The sequence below is a fragment of the Bradyrhizobium sp. CCGUVB1N3 genome, from assembly GCF_024199925.1.
GTDB lineage: Bacteria > Pseudomonadota > Alphaproteobacteria > Rhizobiales > Xanthobacteraceae > Bradyrhizobium.
Genome location: NZ_JANADR010000001.1, coordinates 2,661,242 through 2,674,318, shown reverse-complemented (window position 1 = coordinate 2,674,318; position 13,077 = coordinate 2,661,242). Strand labels below are relative to the sequence as shown.

13 protein-coding genes are annotated in these 13,077 nt (G+C 64.6%); 7 read left to right on the top strand and 6 right to left on the bottom strand.

Translation table 11 applies throughout. The features are described from left to right. Positions 1–52: 52 nt before the first annotated feature. The 4 genes from NLM33_RS12650 to alkB all read left to right on the top strand — a co-directional run bounded on the left by NLM33_RS12650 (position 53) and on the right by alkB (position 3,669). Positions 53–1,402: an amidase gene (locus NLM33_RS12650; RefSeq protein WP_254096370.1), complete on the top strand. Its 1,350-nt coding sequence runs from the start codon at positions 53–55 to the stop codon at positions 1,400–1,402. After that, positions 1,395–2,081, top strand: coding sequence for a DUF2848 domain-containing protein (locus NLM33_RS12645; RefSeq protein ID WP_254096369.1), 687 nt, complete (start codon positions 1,395–1,397; stop codon positions 2,079–2,081). Before NLM33_RS12650 ends, NLM33_RS12645 begins: the two co-directional genes overlap by 8 nt. Before the next feature lie 175 nt (positions 2,082–2,256). After that, on the top strand, positions 2,257–3,006 hold the full coding sequence (locus NLM33_RS12640) for a 2OG-Fe(II) oxygenase (protein ID WP_254096368.1): 750 nt from the start codon (positions 2,257–2,259) through the stop codon (positions 3,004–3,006). A gap of 9 nt (positions 3,007–3,015) precedes the next feature. Continuing rightward, complete coding sequence (gene alkB, locus NLM33_RS12635; protein ID WP_254096367.1) at positions 3,016–3,669, top strand: DNA oxidative demethylase AlkB; 654 nt, start codon at positions 3,016–3,018, stop codon at positions 3,667–3,669. A 117-nt stretch (positions 3,670–3,786) separates the two neighbouring features. Here the strand turns inward: alkB and NLM33_RS12630 are convergent, their stop codons facing one another. The 6 genes from NLM33_RS12630 to hpaH all read right to left on the bottom strand — a co-directional run bounded on the left by NLM33_RS12630 (position 3,787) and on the right by hpaH (position 10,182). Next, complete coding sequence (locus NLM33_RS12630; protein WP_254096366.1) at positions 3,787–5,412, bottom strand: thiamine pyrophosphate-dependent enzyme; 1,626 nt, start codon at positions 5,410–5,412, stop codon at positions 3,787–3,789. Between the two features lie 20 nt (positions 5,413–5,432). Further along, positions 5,433–6,302 (bottom strand): fumarylacetoacetate hydrolase family protein, encoded by an 870-nt coding sequence (locus NLM33_RS12625; RefSeq protein ID WP_254105778.1) that lies wholly within the window; start codon positions 6,300–6,302, stop codon positions 5,433–5,435. A gap of 3 nt (positions 6,303–6,305) precedes the next feature. Next, positions 6,306–7,289: a 3,4-dihydroxyphenylacetate 2,3-dioxygenase gene (gene hpaD / locus NLM33_RS12620; protein WP_254096365.1), complete on the bottom strand. Its 984-nt coding sequence runs from the start codon at positions 7,287–7,289 to the stop codon at positions 6,306–6,308. A gap of 126 nt (positions 7,290–7,415) precedes the next feature. Next, a complete protein-coding gene (gene hpaE / locus NLM33_RS12615) occupies positions 7,416–8,954 on the bottom strand; it encodes a 5-carboxymethyl-2-hydroxymuconate semialdehyde dehydrogenase (RefSeq protein ID WP_254096364.1) in 1,539 nt (512 codons plus the stop codon). Then, positions 8,947–9,345 (bottom strand): 5-carboxymethyl-2-hydroxymuconate Delta-isomerase, encoded by a 399-nt coding sequence (locus NLM33_RS12610; RefSeq protein ID WP_254096363.1) that lies wholly within the window; start codon positions 9,343–9,345, stop codon positions 8,947–8,949. Before NLM33_RS12610 ends, hpaE begins: the two co-directional genes overlap by 8 nt. A gap of 30 nt (positions 9,346–9,375) precedes the next feature. Continuing rightward, on the bottom strand, positions 9,376–10,182 hold the full coding sequence (gene hpaH, locus NLM33_RS12605; RefSeq protein ID WP_254096362.1) for a 2-oxo-hept-4-ene-1,7-dioate hydratase: 807 nt from the start codon (positions 10,180–10,182) through the stop codon (positions 9,376–9,378). Between the two features lie 114 nt (positions 10,183–10,296). Between hpaH and hpaR the strand changes: the two genes are divergently transcribed. From hpaR to NLM33_RS12590, 3 genes are all read left to right on the top strand, one after another. Beyond that, positions 10,297–10,818, top strand: a complete 522-nt coding sequence (gene hpaR / locus NLM33_RS12600) for a homoprotocatechuate degradation operon regulator HpaR (RefSeq protein ID WP_254096361.1) — start codon at positions 10,297–10,299, stop codon at positions 10,816–10,818. Between the two features lie 169 nt (positions 10,819–10,987). After that, the gene (locus NLM33_RS12595) at positions 10,988–12,073 is read left to right on the top strand and encodes a malate/lactate/ureidoglycolate dehydrogenase (protein ID WP_254096360.1); all 1,086 of its coding nucleotides are present in this window, start codon (positions 10,988–10,990) and stop codon (positions 12,071–12,073) included. 127 nt (positions 12,074–12,200) lie between these two features. Beyond that, positions 12,201–12,977, top strand: coding sequence for an HpcH/HpaI aldolase/citrate lyase family protein (locus NLM33_RS12590; protein ID WP_254096359.1), 777 nt, complete (start codon positions 12,201–12,203; stop codon positions 12,975–12,977). Positions 12,978–13,077 lie beyond the last annotated feature (100 nt).

The window sequence follows — 13,077 nt, the reverse complement described above, 5'->3', positions numbered from 1 at the left end:
CGAACTGAGCCACCGCGATAGATTGCGCGTGCCAATATTCCGTGAGACAGACATGCCCAACTTTCCGACACTGGCAAAACTTGCCGAAGACCTCGAGAACGGCCGCACGACCTCCCGCAAGCTGGTCGAGGAGTGCCTTGCCAGGATCGCCGATCCGGCCGGCGAAGGTCGACGCACCTTTATCGATGTCGACAAACAGGCTGCGCTGACTGCGGCAGATGCGATGGATGGCTTGCGTGAGGTCAACGCGGCGCCGTCGCGCTATGCCGGTATTCCGATCTCGATCAAGGATCTCTTTGACATCAAGGGGCAGGTGACGCGGGCCGGCTCCCGCGCGCTCGATGATTCCGATCCGGCGGAGCACGATGCGGCGGCGGTTGCGCGGCTGCGCCACGCCGGCTTCGTGGTGATGGGGCGGACCAACATGACCGAGTTTGCCTATTCCGGCATCGGCATCAACCCGCATTTCGGCACGCCGAAGGGCGCCTGGAACCGAGCCGAGGGCCACGTGCCCGGCGGCTCGTCCTCGGGCGCGGCGGTGTCCGTGCTGGACGGCATGGCGCATGCTGCGCTCGGTACCGATACCGGCGGCTCCTGCCGCATCCCGGCGGCCTATAACGGCATCGTCGGCTACAAGCCGACGCAGCGTCGCGTGCCGCTCGACGGCGCAGTGCCGTTGTCTTTCTCGCTCGACAGCATCGGACCCTTGGCGCGAACGGTCGGTTGCTGTGCCGTGCTCGACGCCGTGCTGGCGAACGAGCCGATCGCTCCGCTGAAGCCGCGCGCCGTGAAGGGCATGCGGCTTGCAGTGCCGACCACGATTGCGCTCGACGACCTCGATACGGCAGTGGCGCAGACCTTCGATCGCGCGCTGGAGACGCTCGCCGGTCACGGCGCGGCCATCGAGCGCATCGAGATGTCGGAATTCCACGACATCGGCCCCATGAACGCCAAGGGCGGCTTTGCGGCCGCCGAAAGCTTCGCCTGGCACCGCTATCTCATCACGGCCAAGGGCGACGTCTATGATCCCCGCGTCGCGGTGCGGATCATGCGCGGCGAGGCGCAGAGCGCGGCCGACTACATCGATCTCCTCAACGAGCGCCGTTCGCTGATCGCGCGGGTCAATGCACGGATCGCGCCCTATGACGCGCTGGTGCTGCCGACCACCGCCAACACGCCGCCGAAGATCGCCGATCTTGCCGACGAGAAGGCGTTCACCACGGCGAACCTGCGTGCCTTGCGCAACTGCACCCTCATCAACATGATCGATGGTTGCGCGATCTCGCTGCCTGCCCATCGCGAGGGCGAGGTTCCCGTCGGCCTCATGCTGGCGGGCGCTGGCGGAACGGACCATCGCATTTTCGAGCTTGCTGCCGGCATGGAGGCCGTGATCCGTGTTTGACCTGACCTTCACCGTCGATGCCCAGGACGCGACAACGCCGCTGACGCTTGCGATCGACCAGGCCGTCATTGCCGGCTGGACCGGCCGCGATCCCGTCGCCCGCGACAAGCACATTGCCGAGTTGGAGGCTGTCGGCATCGCGCGGCCCGCGTCGACGCCGATCTACTACCGCGTCTCGGCGCGGCGGCTGACGACGGAAGACAGCATCGAATGTTCTGGCGGCGCCTCCTCCGGCGAGGTCGAGTTCGTGCTGATCGGCTGGCAGGGCCGCATCTTCGTCGGCTGCGGCTCCGACCATACCGACCGCAAGGTCGAGGCCTACAGCGTGACCGTCTCGAAGCAGATGTGCGACAAGGTTGTCGCGCCGGTGTTGTGGGAGCTCGAGGACGTGATCAACCACTGGGACAAGATGGTCCTGCGCTCCTATGCCTGGATCAACGGCGAGCGCGTGCTCTACCAGGAGGGCACGCTGGATGCGATGCTGCCGGTCGACGAACTGATCACGCGCGGCTTCGACGGCAAGAAGCTGCCCGACGGCTGCGCCATGTTCGGCGGCACCTTTGCCGCCAAGGGCGGCATCCGCCCCGCCGACCGCTTCGAGTTCGAGCTGGAGGATCCCGTGCTGAAGCGCACGATCCGGCACGCCTATGACGTGATGACGCTGCCGGTGCTCGGCTAGGTTCCGCCCGCAAATCGGGTGGCCGTTGCGGCAGAGATCTGCAACACCATTTCCGTCATTCCGGGGCGCCGGAAGGGCGAGCCCGGAATCCATAACCACGATCGGGAGGATGGATTCCGGGCTCGCGCCCAAGAGGGCGCGCCCCGGAATAACAGTTGTGGATAGGATGACCGGTATGGCAATCGCGAAACGTAAGCCGAGTACTCCTGATGAGACGATTGATATCGCCACCCGAGTCGATGCCCTCGACTGGGCCCAGATCGCCGGCGAACTTGACGCACAGGGCTGCGCGATCCTCAAAAGCCTGCTCACGCCGGAGGAATGCCGTGCAATCGCCGCGCTCTATCCCGACGACGCAAACTTCCGCAGCCGCATCGTGATGGGCCGCCACGGTTTCGGCCGTGGCGAGTACAAGTATTTTTCTTATCCGCTGCCGGCTCTCATCGCGGAAACCCGCCCGGCGCTCTACGCGCATCTGCACGGCATCGCCAATCGCTGGAACGAGGGGATGGGGATCGATATCCGCTATCCCGCGCGGCATGACGCGTTCCTGAAGCGCTGCCACGAGGCGGGCCAGAGTCGGCCGACGCCGCTGCTGCTGCAATATGAGGCCGGCGACTACAACTGCCTGCATCAGGATCTCTATGGCGAGCACGTATTCCCGATCCAGGTCGCGATCCTCCTGTCCGAACCGGGCCGCGATTTCACCGGCGGCGAGTTCGTGCTGACCGAGCAGCGTCCGCGTATGCAGTCGCGTGCCGAGGTCGTGCCGCTGGCGCAGGGCGACGCGGTCGCCTTTGCCGTGCATCATCGTCCGGTGCAGGGGACGCGCGGCACGTATCGGGTTAATCTGCGCCATGGTGTCAGCCGGATCCGGTCCGGACGGCGCCATACGCTGGGCGTGATCTTCCATGATGCAAAGTGAGCACGGCCGTTGACTGCGGATTTGTTCGATAGCCTCGCCGAGGCCCAGCCGTCGCGCGAAGATATCGCCGACGGAGCCGTGGTGTTGCGTGGATTTGCAGGGACGATCGAGCATGAGCTGATCGCCGCCGTCCGCGCGATCACGGCGCAGTCGTCGTTTCGGCAGATGACGACGCCCGGTGGCTATCAGATGTCGGTGGCGATGACGAATTGCGGCGAGCGCGGCTGGATCACCGATCACACCGGCTATCGCTATGATCCGATCGATCCGCTGTCCGATAGGCCTTGGCCGGAGATGCCGCCGATATTCCGAGACCTGGCGAGACGGGCGGCCGAGGAGGGTGGTTTTGCCGGCTTCGCGCCTGATGCCTGCCTCGTCAATCGCTACGAGCCCGGCACGCGGCTGTCACTGCACCAGGACAAGGACGAGCTGGATCTCTCAGCGCCGATCGTGTCGGTCTCCCTCGGGCTTCCCGCGATCTTCCTGTTCGGCGGCATGGCGCGTAGCGACAAGCCGCGCCGCGTTCGGCTCGTGCATGGCGATGTCGTGGCCTGGGGCGGTGCGAGCCGGCTCGCCTATCACGGCGTCGCGCCGCTCGCCGACGGCGAGCATGCGCTGCTCGGCCAGCAACGGATCAATCTGACATTTCGCAGAACGCGCTAATCCATCCCCTCATCCTGAGGAGCGCGCTCGCGCGCGTCTCGAAGGATGAAGGCCAAGATGAGAGACGCGGGCCTTCATGGTTCGAGACGGCGCTACGCGCCTCCTCACCATGAGGAGCTACGGCTTCGGCGGATGAATGAACGCCCACGGGCTCACTTCGGAATCCCGCGGCACCTCGATCGACAGCAGAGATGGTCCGCCATGGGCGAGCGCCTTCTCCAGTGCGGCCTTGAAATGATCCGGTGAAGTCACGCGTGCGGCCGCGACGCCAAAGGACTCCGCAAGCTTGACGAAATCCGGATTGACGAGATCGGACGCCACCACGCGGCCGTCAAAGCGCTCGCGCTGATCGCGGCGCACGTTGCCATAGGCGTTGTTGTTGAACACCAGCGTCACCACGGCGATGTTGAACTGCACGGCGGTGGCAAGCTCCTGCACGCCGAACATGAAGCCTCCGTCACCGGTGATCGCGACGACCGGCTTGTCGGGATTGGCGACCTTGGCGCCGAGCGCAGTCGGGAAGCCGGAGCCGAGCGTGCCCTGATAGCCCGAGGTGACGAAGGTGCGCGGCTCGTAGATCGGAAAACCGTACCAGGAGGCGAAGCCGACCTGCGATAATTCATCGGTGACGATCGCGTTTGCCGGCAGCACCTCGCGCAGGATGTTGAGATACGCCATCTGCGGCTGGATGCGCTGGATCTCCGCTTGCGCGGAGGCGGTGGCCTCGCGGATCGCGGCGCGGCGGCCGCTGGTCTTGCTGTAGCCCACCTTGCGCACGGCGGCTGCAAGATCGGCGGTCGCGGCCTTGGCATCGGCGATGATCGCTGCGTCGGCGGAAAAGCGCCGCATCTCGACCGGATCGATATCGATCCGGATGCATTTCAGCCCGTCCGGGCGGAACGGCCAGCGCGACATGGTGGGCAATTCGAGCCGCGTGCCGATGCCGATCATGAGATCCGTGTTTGGCCACAGCTTGTAGGCGGCCGCCATGGTGAGCCCAAGCTCGTGCGCGTTGGAGACGATGCCGCGACCGCTTCGGAAGGCGACGACGGGGGCATCGATCATCTCGGCGAGCTCGAGGATCTCTTCGCGCGCATCGATCGCTCCGCTGCCGACGAAGATCATCGGTGCCTTGGCGGCCTTGATCAGGCTAGCGGCCTGCTTCACGGCGTCGGGATCGGGCTGCGGTGCAGGCAAGGGCGTGAGCATCTGCGCAGGCGCTGTCTCCGCGCGCTGCGTGAAGACGTCCCAGGGCATCTCGACCGAGGCCGGGCCGCGGCGTCCCGACATCATCTCCTGGAACGCGCGTGCGACAACCGTCGGCGCGTTGGCTGGCGCTTCGATCCTGTCCGCCCATTTCACATAGCTGCGCAGGGTCCCGAGCTGATCCGGCATTTCATGCAGATGGCCGCGGCCCTTGCCGAGAAAGGCGGTCGGCACCTGGCCGGTGACGCAGAGCACCGGCTCGTTGCAGCCGAAGGCGGTGAGGAGCGCGGCGCTCGCATTGAGCACGCCGGGGCCGGGGACCACGCTGAACACGCCCGGCCTGCCGCTCGCGCGCGCATAGCCGAAGGCCATGTAACCGCAGGCCTGCTCGTGCCGCGCGCCGATCACCTTGAGCTGAGCCTGGTGGAAGGCGTCGAACAGGCCATAGATCTGCGCGCCCGGCAGGCCGAACACGGTGTCGACGCCATGGGCGACAAGGCCGCTTACGATCGCTTCGCCGCCGGTGAGGGTGGTCATGGTTGCTTCCAATCCAGATGTCAGGCTTCGTCGACGACGCCGTTGCGCAATAGGCCGATGCCTTCGGCTTCGACGTCGATGACATCGCCGGGCTTCAGAAAGCGCGGCGGATCGAAGCGCGCGCCGGCGCCGGTCGGCGTGCCCGTGACGATGATGTCGCCGGGAACGAGCGTAGCAAACGTCGAGATGTAGTTGATGAGGTAGCGGAACGGAAAGATTAGCCGGCCGGTAGAGTCGTCCTGCCGAAGCTCACCGTTGACGCGCGTGGTCAGACGCACATCGGCAAGCTGCGACTCCTGCGTATAGGGAACGAGCCACGGGCCGAGGCTGCCGCTGGAGTCGAAATTCTTGCCTTGTGTGACGTTGAACTTGGCGTGTCGCAGCCAGTCACGCACCGAGCCTTCATTGCACAGCGTGATCGCGGCGATGTGGTCGAGCGCGCTGCTTTCCGGGATGTGCCGGCCGGCCTTGCCGATCACCAGCACGATCTCGCCTTCATAGTCGAGCTGCGCGGATGCGCGTGGGCGCACCAGCGGCGTCTCGTGGCCGACGAAGGAGCGGGGCGAGCGCATGAACATGCTCGGATATTTCGGGGCGTCCTGGCCATCCTTGTACTCGGCGTTGCGGTCGGGATAGTTGACGCCGATGCAGATGATCTTCTCCGGCGCAGGCACCGGCGGCAGCCAGGTGATGTCGGCGATCGCATGATCCGGCGTGCGGCCGGCAGCTTCTTCTGCAAAGCTTACCAGCTTGCCGGCTGCGATTACCTCGCGCAGCGTCGGATGGTCCTTGGCGTGGCGCGCGGAGAGATCGACGATGCCGCCGTCGACGACGGCACCATATTTGGTTGCACCCTTGACGGAATAGGTCGCAATGCGAGGGGCTTGCATCATTCAGTCCGCCACCAGCACGTCAGCCACGAACTTCGGCTCGCGGACGGCCTGTCCTGTGAACGGCGAGCCCTGCTCGAACCAGGAGCGCGGGGCCGGCGCGCCCCACAGCGTCTGCCGGCGCGGATCGCGCAGCGACCAGCGCAGCGGCTCGTGGTCGTGATCGCCGGTAAAATAGTCGCTGGTATAGAGCTCGAGGCGGTGGCCGTCGGGATCGCGAACATAGAGGAAGAACGCGTTCGAGATGCCGTGACGCCCGGGGCCGCGCTCGATGTTCTTCACGAAGCCCTGGGAGGCCATGACGTCGCAGAGATGGATGATGTTCATCGCTGTCGGCGTCCAGTAGGCGAAGTGATGCAGCCGCGGGCCCTTGCCGTTGGTGATGGCGAAGTCGTGGACGTTGCCTTTGCGATGCATCCAGGCGGCGGCGATGCGGCCGTTCGGCCCGTCCTCCTCCGCATATTCGGTGAGGCGGAAGCCGAGCCGCGCATAGAAATCGACCGTGTCCTGCACTTCGGCCGCGAAGACGTTGAAATGATCAAGCCGCTGCGGGTGGCATCCCCTGTAGAGATCATAGCGCCGGAGCAGATGCGGCCGCTTCTCCATCGATGCGTAGAGCTCGATCTGGAAGCCGAAAGGATCGGTGAATTGCAGCGTGCGGCCCTGGAACGGCTGGTCGACGAACGCGTGCTTGAGACCGTTCTCGGTAAGGAAGGCGGCCGCCTTGTCGAGATCCTTCTCGTTGCCGACCTTGAAGCCGAGGCGGTTGCAGGCCGGCACGGCGGCCTTGCGCAGCACCAGCGAATGGTGCTGATGCTCTTCCGCGCCGCGCAGGTACACGACGTTGTCGTCGGCATCCTCGACATGAAGGCCGACGGTGGTCTCGTAGAACTCGCGGCTGAGCTTCAGGTCGGTTACGTCGAGCACGGCGTGGCTCGAGCGGATGATGTTGAAGGGCGGCTCGAAGACGTGTTGCGGTGCGGGCATTGCGTTTCCCCTCAGATTGGTCATTCCGGGGCGGCTCGAAGAGCCGAACCCGGAATCTCGAGGTTCCCCGATGCGCAATTGCGCATCTGTGGTTCGCGCTGCGCGCGCCCCGGAACGATGGTTGTTCTAGATTCCCAGTTTCTGAATCTTGTGCGTGCCCCGCGCGAGCGAGACGTGCTTGGTTTCCATGTAGAAGTCGAACGAATAGTCGCCGCCGTCGCGGCCGATACCTGAGGCCTTCATGCCGCCGAATGGCGTCGGCAGATGGCGGACGTTTTCCGAGTTCAGCCAGATCATGCCGGCCTCGAGCGCGTCGGCGACACGCAGCGCGCGGCCCATGTCGTTGGTCCAGACATAGCCGGTGAGGCCATAGCGGATGTCGTTCGCGATCTCGACGGCGTCGGTCTCGTCGCGGAACGGCAGCACGGTGAGGAACGGGCCGAACACTTCCTCCTGCGCGACACGCATCTTGCTGTGTGCGCCGGTCACCAGTGTCGGCTGCACGTAGTGCCCGCCGCCGGGACCGTCATGCGCCTTGCCGCCAGCGGCGATGACCGCGCCGTCCTGGCGCGCGACGTCGAAATAGGAGCAGACCTTGGCGAGATGCCGCTCGTGGATCAGTGGTCCGATCTCGGTCGCGGGATCGAGGGGATGGCCGACCCTCAGTGCGTTCACGCGCGCGGTGAGCTTCTCGACGAACTTTTCGGCAATGCTCGCCTGGACCAAGAGGCGGCTGGAGGAGGTGCAGCGCTCGCCGTTGAGCGAGTAGATCATGAACACGACGGCATCGAGCGCGCGGTCGAGGTCGGCATCGTCGAACACGATCACCGGGTTCTTGCCACCGAGCTCGAAATGCACGCGCTTCAGGGTCGGTGCACCCTGCTTCATGATCGCCGAGCCTGTCGCGCTTTCGCCGACGAAGCCGATCGCCTTGATCGCGGGATGCTCTGTCAGCGCCTTGCCGGCCTCTTCGCCAAATCCGTGCACGGTGTTGAGCACGCCGTCGGGGATGCCGGCCTGCCTGGCGAGCTTGGACAAAAGATCGGCGGTGACCGGCGACCACTCGGCCGGCTTGTGCACGACCGTGCAGCCCGCCGCGAGCGCAGGCGCAATCTTCCAGGTCGAGAGCATGAACGGCGTGTTCCAGGGCGTGATCACACCGACCGGGCCGATCGGCACGCGCGTGGAGACGTTCCAGTGCTCCTCGCTCGGCGTGTTGAGGCCGTCTCTCGCCTCAGCGCATTTGTCGGCGAAGAAGCGGAAATTCTCGGCGGCGCGGATCGCGGCCTTCGCCATGAAGCGATAGGCCTGGCCCGTGTCGATGCATTCGAGCACGGCGATGTCGTCGGCATTGTCCTCGATCGCGTCGGCGACCCGATGCAAGAGCTTGCGCCGCATCGCGGGTCCCATGTCGCGCCAGGATTTGAAGGCGAGGGCGGCAGCGGTCGCTGCGCGGTCGATATCCTCGGCATTGCCGCGAGCGACGCTTGCGAGTGTCGCGCCATCGACCGGCGACCTCGTCTCAAACGTCTCGCCGGAGATCGAGGCGACGGTCTTGCCGCCGATCATGTGGCCGATGCCATCGGCCCGGAGCTTCTTCAGCAGCGGCGCCGCGCGGTCGCGATTGGCCTGAAAGACGTCGGCTTTCGGCGCGGGCTTATCCATGGGCGGCCTCCGCTTTCAGGGCATCGTGGATGTTGTTGCGCTTCCAGCTCGTCTCCTTGTCGTTGATCTGCATGTCGAACGACAGAGCGAACTTCGAGCTTGCGAAGATGGGATCGAGATGCCTGGAGAGCGCCTGGAAGACGTGCTCGCCGGCTTTCTTGCGGGTGGCGAGATCGCGACCTTCGCCGATGCGCAGCACCATGTCGAGAAAGGCAAGATCCTTGCCTCCATCGGCGATCGCGTAATGCTCGCATTTGATCGCGCGGACTCGGATGCCGCCGAGCGGGAAGATGCCGGTCTCGACCGCCGCCTTGCGCACGACCTCGCACAGCGCGCCCATATCGACGCTGCCGTCGAGATTGGCCGAATATTCGATCGTGAAGTGCGGCATGGCGGTTTCACTCCCTGCGTTTCTTGTTTGTCAGGCGAAGTAGCAGCTTACCGAGCCGTAGGCGCCATAGTCGGCTTGAATTGTGTCGCCCTTGCGGGCCTCGATCGGACGGATGAAAGAGCCGGCGAGCACGACCTGTCCCGGCTCGAGCGCAAGGCCGAGCGGCGCGATCTTGTTGGCGAGCCACGCAACGGCGGTCGCGGGATGATTGAGTACGCCGGCCGCAAGGCCGGTCTCCTCGAGCTGGCCGTTCTTGAAGCAGAGCGCGCCGATCCAGCGCAGATCGGCTTCCAGCGGACGGATCGGTCGGCCGCCGAGCACGATGCCGGCATTGGCCGCATTGTCGGCGATGGTGTCGAAGATTTTTCGCGTTGCCTTGGTCTTGGGATCGACGCGCTCGATCCGCGTGTCCAGAATTTCCAGCGCGGGCACCACGAAGTCGGTGGCGTTGAGCACGTCGAACATTGTGCAGTCGGGGCCCGAAAGCCGCTTGCTTATGATGAAGGCGAGCTCGGCTTCGACACGCGTGGCAATGAAGCGGTCCGTCGGCACCAGCCCGCCATCGGCAAAGAACATGTCGTCGAGCAGCACGCCGGAATCCGGCTCGTCGATGTTGAGCGCGCTCTGCATCGCCTTCGAGGTCAGGCCGATCTTGTGGCCTTTGACGATGCGGCCCTCGGCGAGCTTGATGTCGACCCAGGCCTTCTGAATCGCGTAGGCATCGGCGATGGTGATCGCGGGATGGTCCTGCGAGAGCTGCCTGATTTGCGTGCGCGTCTTCTCCGCCTGGTGCAGACGTCTCGCGCAGTTCAGAATATCGTCGTTGGAAAGCGCCATCTGTGATCTTACAAATCGTGGTGCCGCGAGATACTTAACATGTTAAATGAATTCGTCAAACCCAATTTGGGTTTGCTGCAGTGCAAACATTTTGAGGTTTGAGGGCGGGGCGTGATGGCGAAGAAGAAACCGGCTGATCCTGCGAACGGAAGCGCGTCTGCCGCCCGGCAGGTGCCGATGCGCGAATTCTCGCGCTCACTGCCGATGTCGCTGCTGAGGGCGCGCGAGGCTGTGATGCGGCAGTTCCGTCCCTCGCTGCGCCAGCATGGCCTCACCGAGCAGCAATGGCGCATCCTGCGCGCGCTCGCGGCCATCGACACGGTCGAGGTCACGGAACTCGCGCGCACGGCATTTCTCCTCGGGCCCAGCCTGTCGCGTATCCTGCGTGATCTCGAAGCTCGCCATCTGATCGAGCGGAAGACGGCGAAAGAGGATCAGCGCCGCAGCATGGTGTCGATCTCGGAGAAGGGCGTGAAGCTGATGGCGGTCGTGGCGCCGACCTCGGAGGCGATTTATGCCGAGATCACGCAACGCTTTGGCGCACGCAAGCTCACCGAGCTCCAGGTGATGCTGGGCGAGCTCGAGCGTTGCCTTGCAGAACTCGGAAGCGCCGATGAGGCAATAGCCGAGGAGTGAAACCAGATATGCGCGCGGAAGCGGCAAGAACCATGGACATGGCCGCTTTTTTTCGCTCAAAGTGCCGCCCAAGCCGATCTGCCCAAAATCGGCGCCAGGACGGATGATGCCGCATCTGCGCTGGCTCATTCGGCAGGGAACAAGAAGGTAGAGGCAAATAGACCCCGTTATGGTCACCATTCAGGTTCAGAAGCTGATCGACTTCGTCACGGACGTGTTTTCGCATGCGGAGTCGTCGCCGGAAGAAGCCAAGCGTATCGCGACCTATCTGACGACAGCCAATCTCACCGGCCATGACAGCCACGGCGTGATCCGCGTGCCTGTCTATATCCGCTGGAAGAAGACGGGCTCGGTCGTGCCGAACCAGAACGCCGAGGTTGTGCTCGATACGCCCTCGCTCGCGGTGGTCGACGGCAGGTTCGGCTATGGACAGACGGTCGCGCCGCAGGCGGTGAAGATCGGCATCGAGAAGTGCAAGAAGGCGGGCCTTGCCGCGGTCGCCCTGCGCAATGCCGGCCATATCGGCCGTGTCGGCGACTGGGCCGAAATGGCCGCCGCTGCGGGGCTGATCTCGGTCTATTTCGTCAACGCCGCCGGCTCGCTGCTGGTCGCGCCGTTCGGCGGCGTCCAGAAGCGGCTGTCGACCGCGCCCTATTGCGTCGGCATTCCGCGCGAGGGCCAGGATCCGATCGTGCTGGACTTTGCGACGTCAATCGTCGCCGAGGGCAAGGTGCTGGTCGCAAGCCGCGGCGGCAAGAAGCTGCCCAAGGGCGCGCTGGTCGATTCCGACGGCAGCTTAAGCGAGGACCCGGTCGTGCTCTACGGGCCCTATACGCCCGACGGCCAGCGCGACCACACTCAGGGAACGGGCGCGATTCGCGCCTTTGGCGAGCACAAGGGCTCGGGCCTTGCCTTCATTTGCGAGCTGCTCGGCGGCGCGTTGACCGGAACCGGCGCCACCTCCGGCGGCCGCCGCTTCGCCAATGGCATGCTGGCGTTCTTCGTCGATCCCAGGGTGGTCGATACGTCCGATGTTTTCGATGCCGAAGTCTCGCGCTATGTCGACTTCATCCGTGCCACGAAACCGATGGCCGGCGTCGAGCAGGTTCTGATCCCCGGCGATCCCGAAAGGAAGACCCGCGCCGAGCGTACCAGGAATGGCGTGCCCTTGCCGGATGACACTTGGGCGGCGATAGTGAATACCGCCCGCGACGTCGGTGTCAGCGAGACCAGCATTCAGAGGGCGACGAGCTGATTCAATTTCGTCGTTGCGAGGAGCGCAAGCGACGAAGCAATCCAGAGTGTTGCCGCGGAGAGATTCTGGATTGCTTCGCTTCGCTCGCAATGACGGCGAGGAAGAGCCAACAGGGAAGGAAGGCAACGTGGCGAATAAAGTCAAAGAGATCTGGAAGTCGGGCAAGGCTGTCGTCAATGCTTGGCTCGCGATCCCATCCGGCTTCTCGGCCGAGGTGATCGCGCAATGCGGCTTCGACAGCGTCACGGTCGACATGCAGCACGGCGTGCAGGACTATCTGTCGATGGTTCAGTGCTTCCAGGCGATGGACAAGCATCCGGTGACGCCGATGGTGCGCGTGCCCTGGAACGAGCCCGGCATCATCGGCAAGGTGCTCGATGGCGGCGCCTATGGCGTGATTTGCCCGATGGTCAACACGCCGGAGGAGGCCAGGAACCTCGTCTCCTATTCGAAGTATCCGCCGAAGGGCGTGCGCTCCAACGGGCCGATCCGCGCCGGCATGTACGGCAGCGCAGGCACCTACCAGAAGACGGCGAACGACGAGATCGTGCTGCTGCCGATGATGGAGACCAGGACCGCGGTCGAGAACATGGAAGCGATCTTCGACGTCGAGGGTATCGACGGCGTCTATATCGGCCCGTCCGACCTCGGCTTCTCCTATGGGCTCGAGCCGAAGCTCGACCGCACCGAGCCGGAGATCCTTGCGATCTACGAAAAGATCATCAAGGAATGCGGCAAGCGCGGCCTCAACGCGGGTATCCATTGCAGCGGCGCGGAAGGTGCCGCGCGCGCCATCAACATGGGCTTCAAGCTGGTGACGCTGTCGAACGAGGTCGGCCTGATGTCGACCTATGCGAAGATGCAGGTGAACCAGACCCGGAAGGATTCCGGCAGCAAGGCTTGATCTCGCGTGTCCCGGACGCGGTGCAGCGCCATAAGCGCGTTTACGCGCGTCTTCGACGCGCTATGGCGTTGCACCGCAGAGCCGGGACCCAGTTGCCGAT

Coding starts and splice junctions, on each gene's coding strand:
- NLM33_RS12650 (WP_254096370.1), top strand. CDS start 53: ATGCCCAACTTTCCGACACTGGCAAAACTTGCCGAAGACCTCGAGAAC.
- NLM33_RS12640 (WP_254096368.1), top strand. CDS start 2,257: ATGGCAATCGCGAAACGTAAGCCGAGTACTCCTGATGAGACGATTGAT.
- NLM33_RS12630 (WP_254096366.1), bottom strand. CDS start 5,412: ATGACCACCCTCACCGGCGGCGAAGCGATCGTAAGCGGCCTTGTCGCC.
- NLM33_RS12625 (WP_254105778.1), bottom strand. CDS start 6,302: ATGCAAGCCCCTCGCATTGCGACCTATTCCGTCAAGGGTGCAACCAAA.
- hpaD (WP_254096365.1), bottom strand. CDS start 7,289: ATGCCCGCACCGCAACACGTCTTCGAGCCGCCCTTCAACATCATCCGC.
- hpaE (WP_254096364.1), bottom strand. CDS start 8,954: ATGGATAAGCCCGCGCCGAAAGCCGACGTCTTTCAGGCCAATCGCGAC.
- NLM33_RS12610 (WP_254096363.1), bottom strand. CDS start 9,345: ATGCCGCACTTCACGATCGAATATTCGGCCAATCTCGACGGCAGCGTC.
- hpaH (WP_254096362.1), bottom strand. CDS start 10,182: ATGGCGCTTTCCAACGACGATATTCTGAACTGCGCGAGACGTCTGCAC.
- hpaR (WP_254096361.1), top strand. CDS start 10,297: ATGGCGAAGAAGAAACCGGCTGATCCTGCGAACGGAAGCGCGTCTGCC.
- NLM33_RS12595 (WP_254096360.1), top strand. CDS start 10,988: ATGGTCACCATTCAGGTTCAGAAGCTGATCGACTTCGTCACGGACGTG.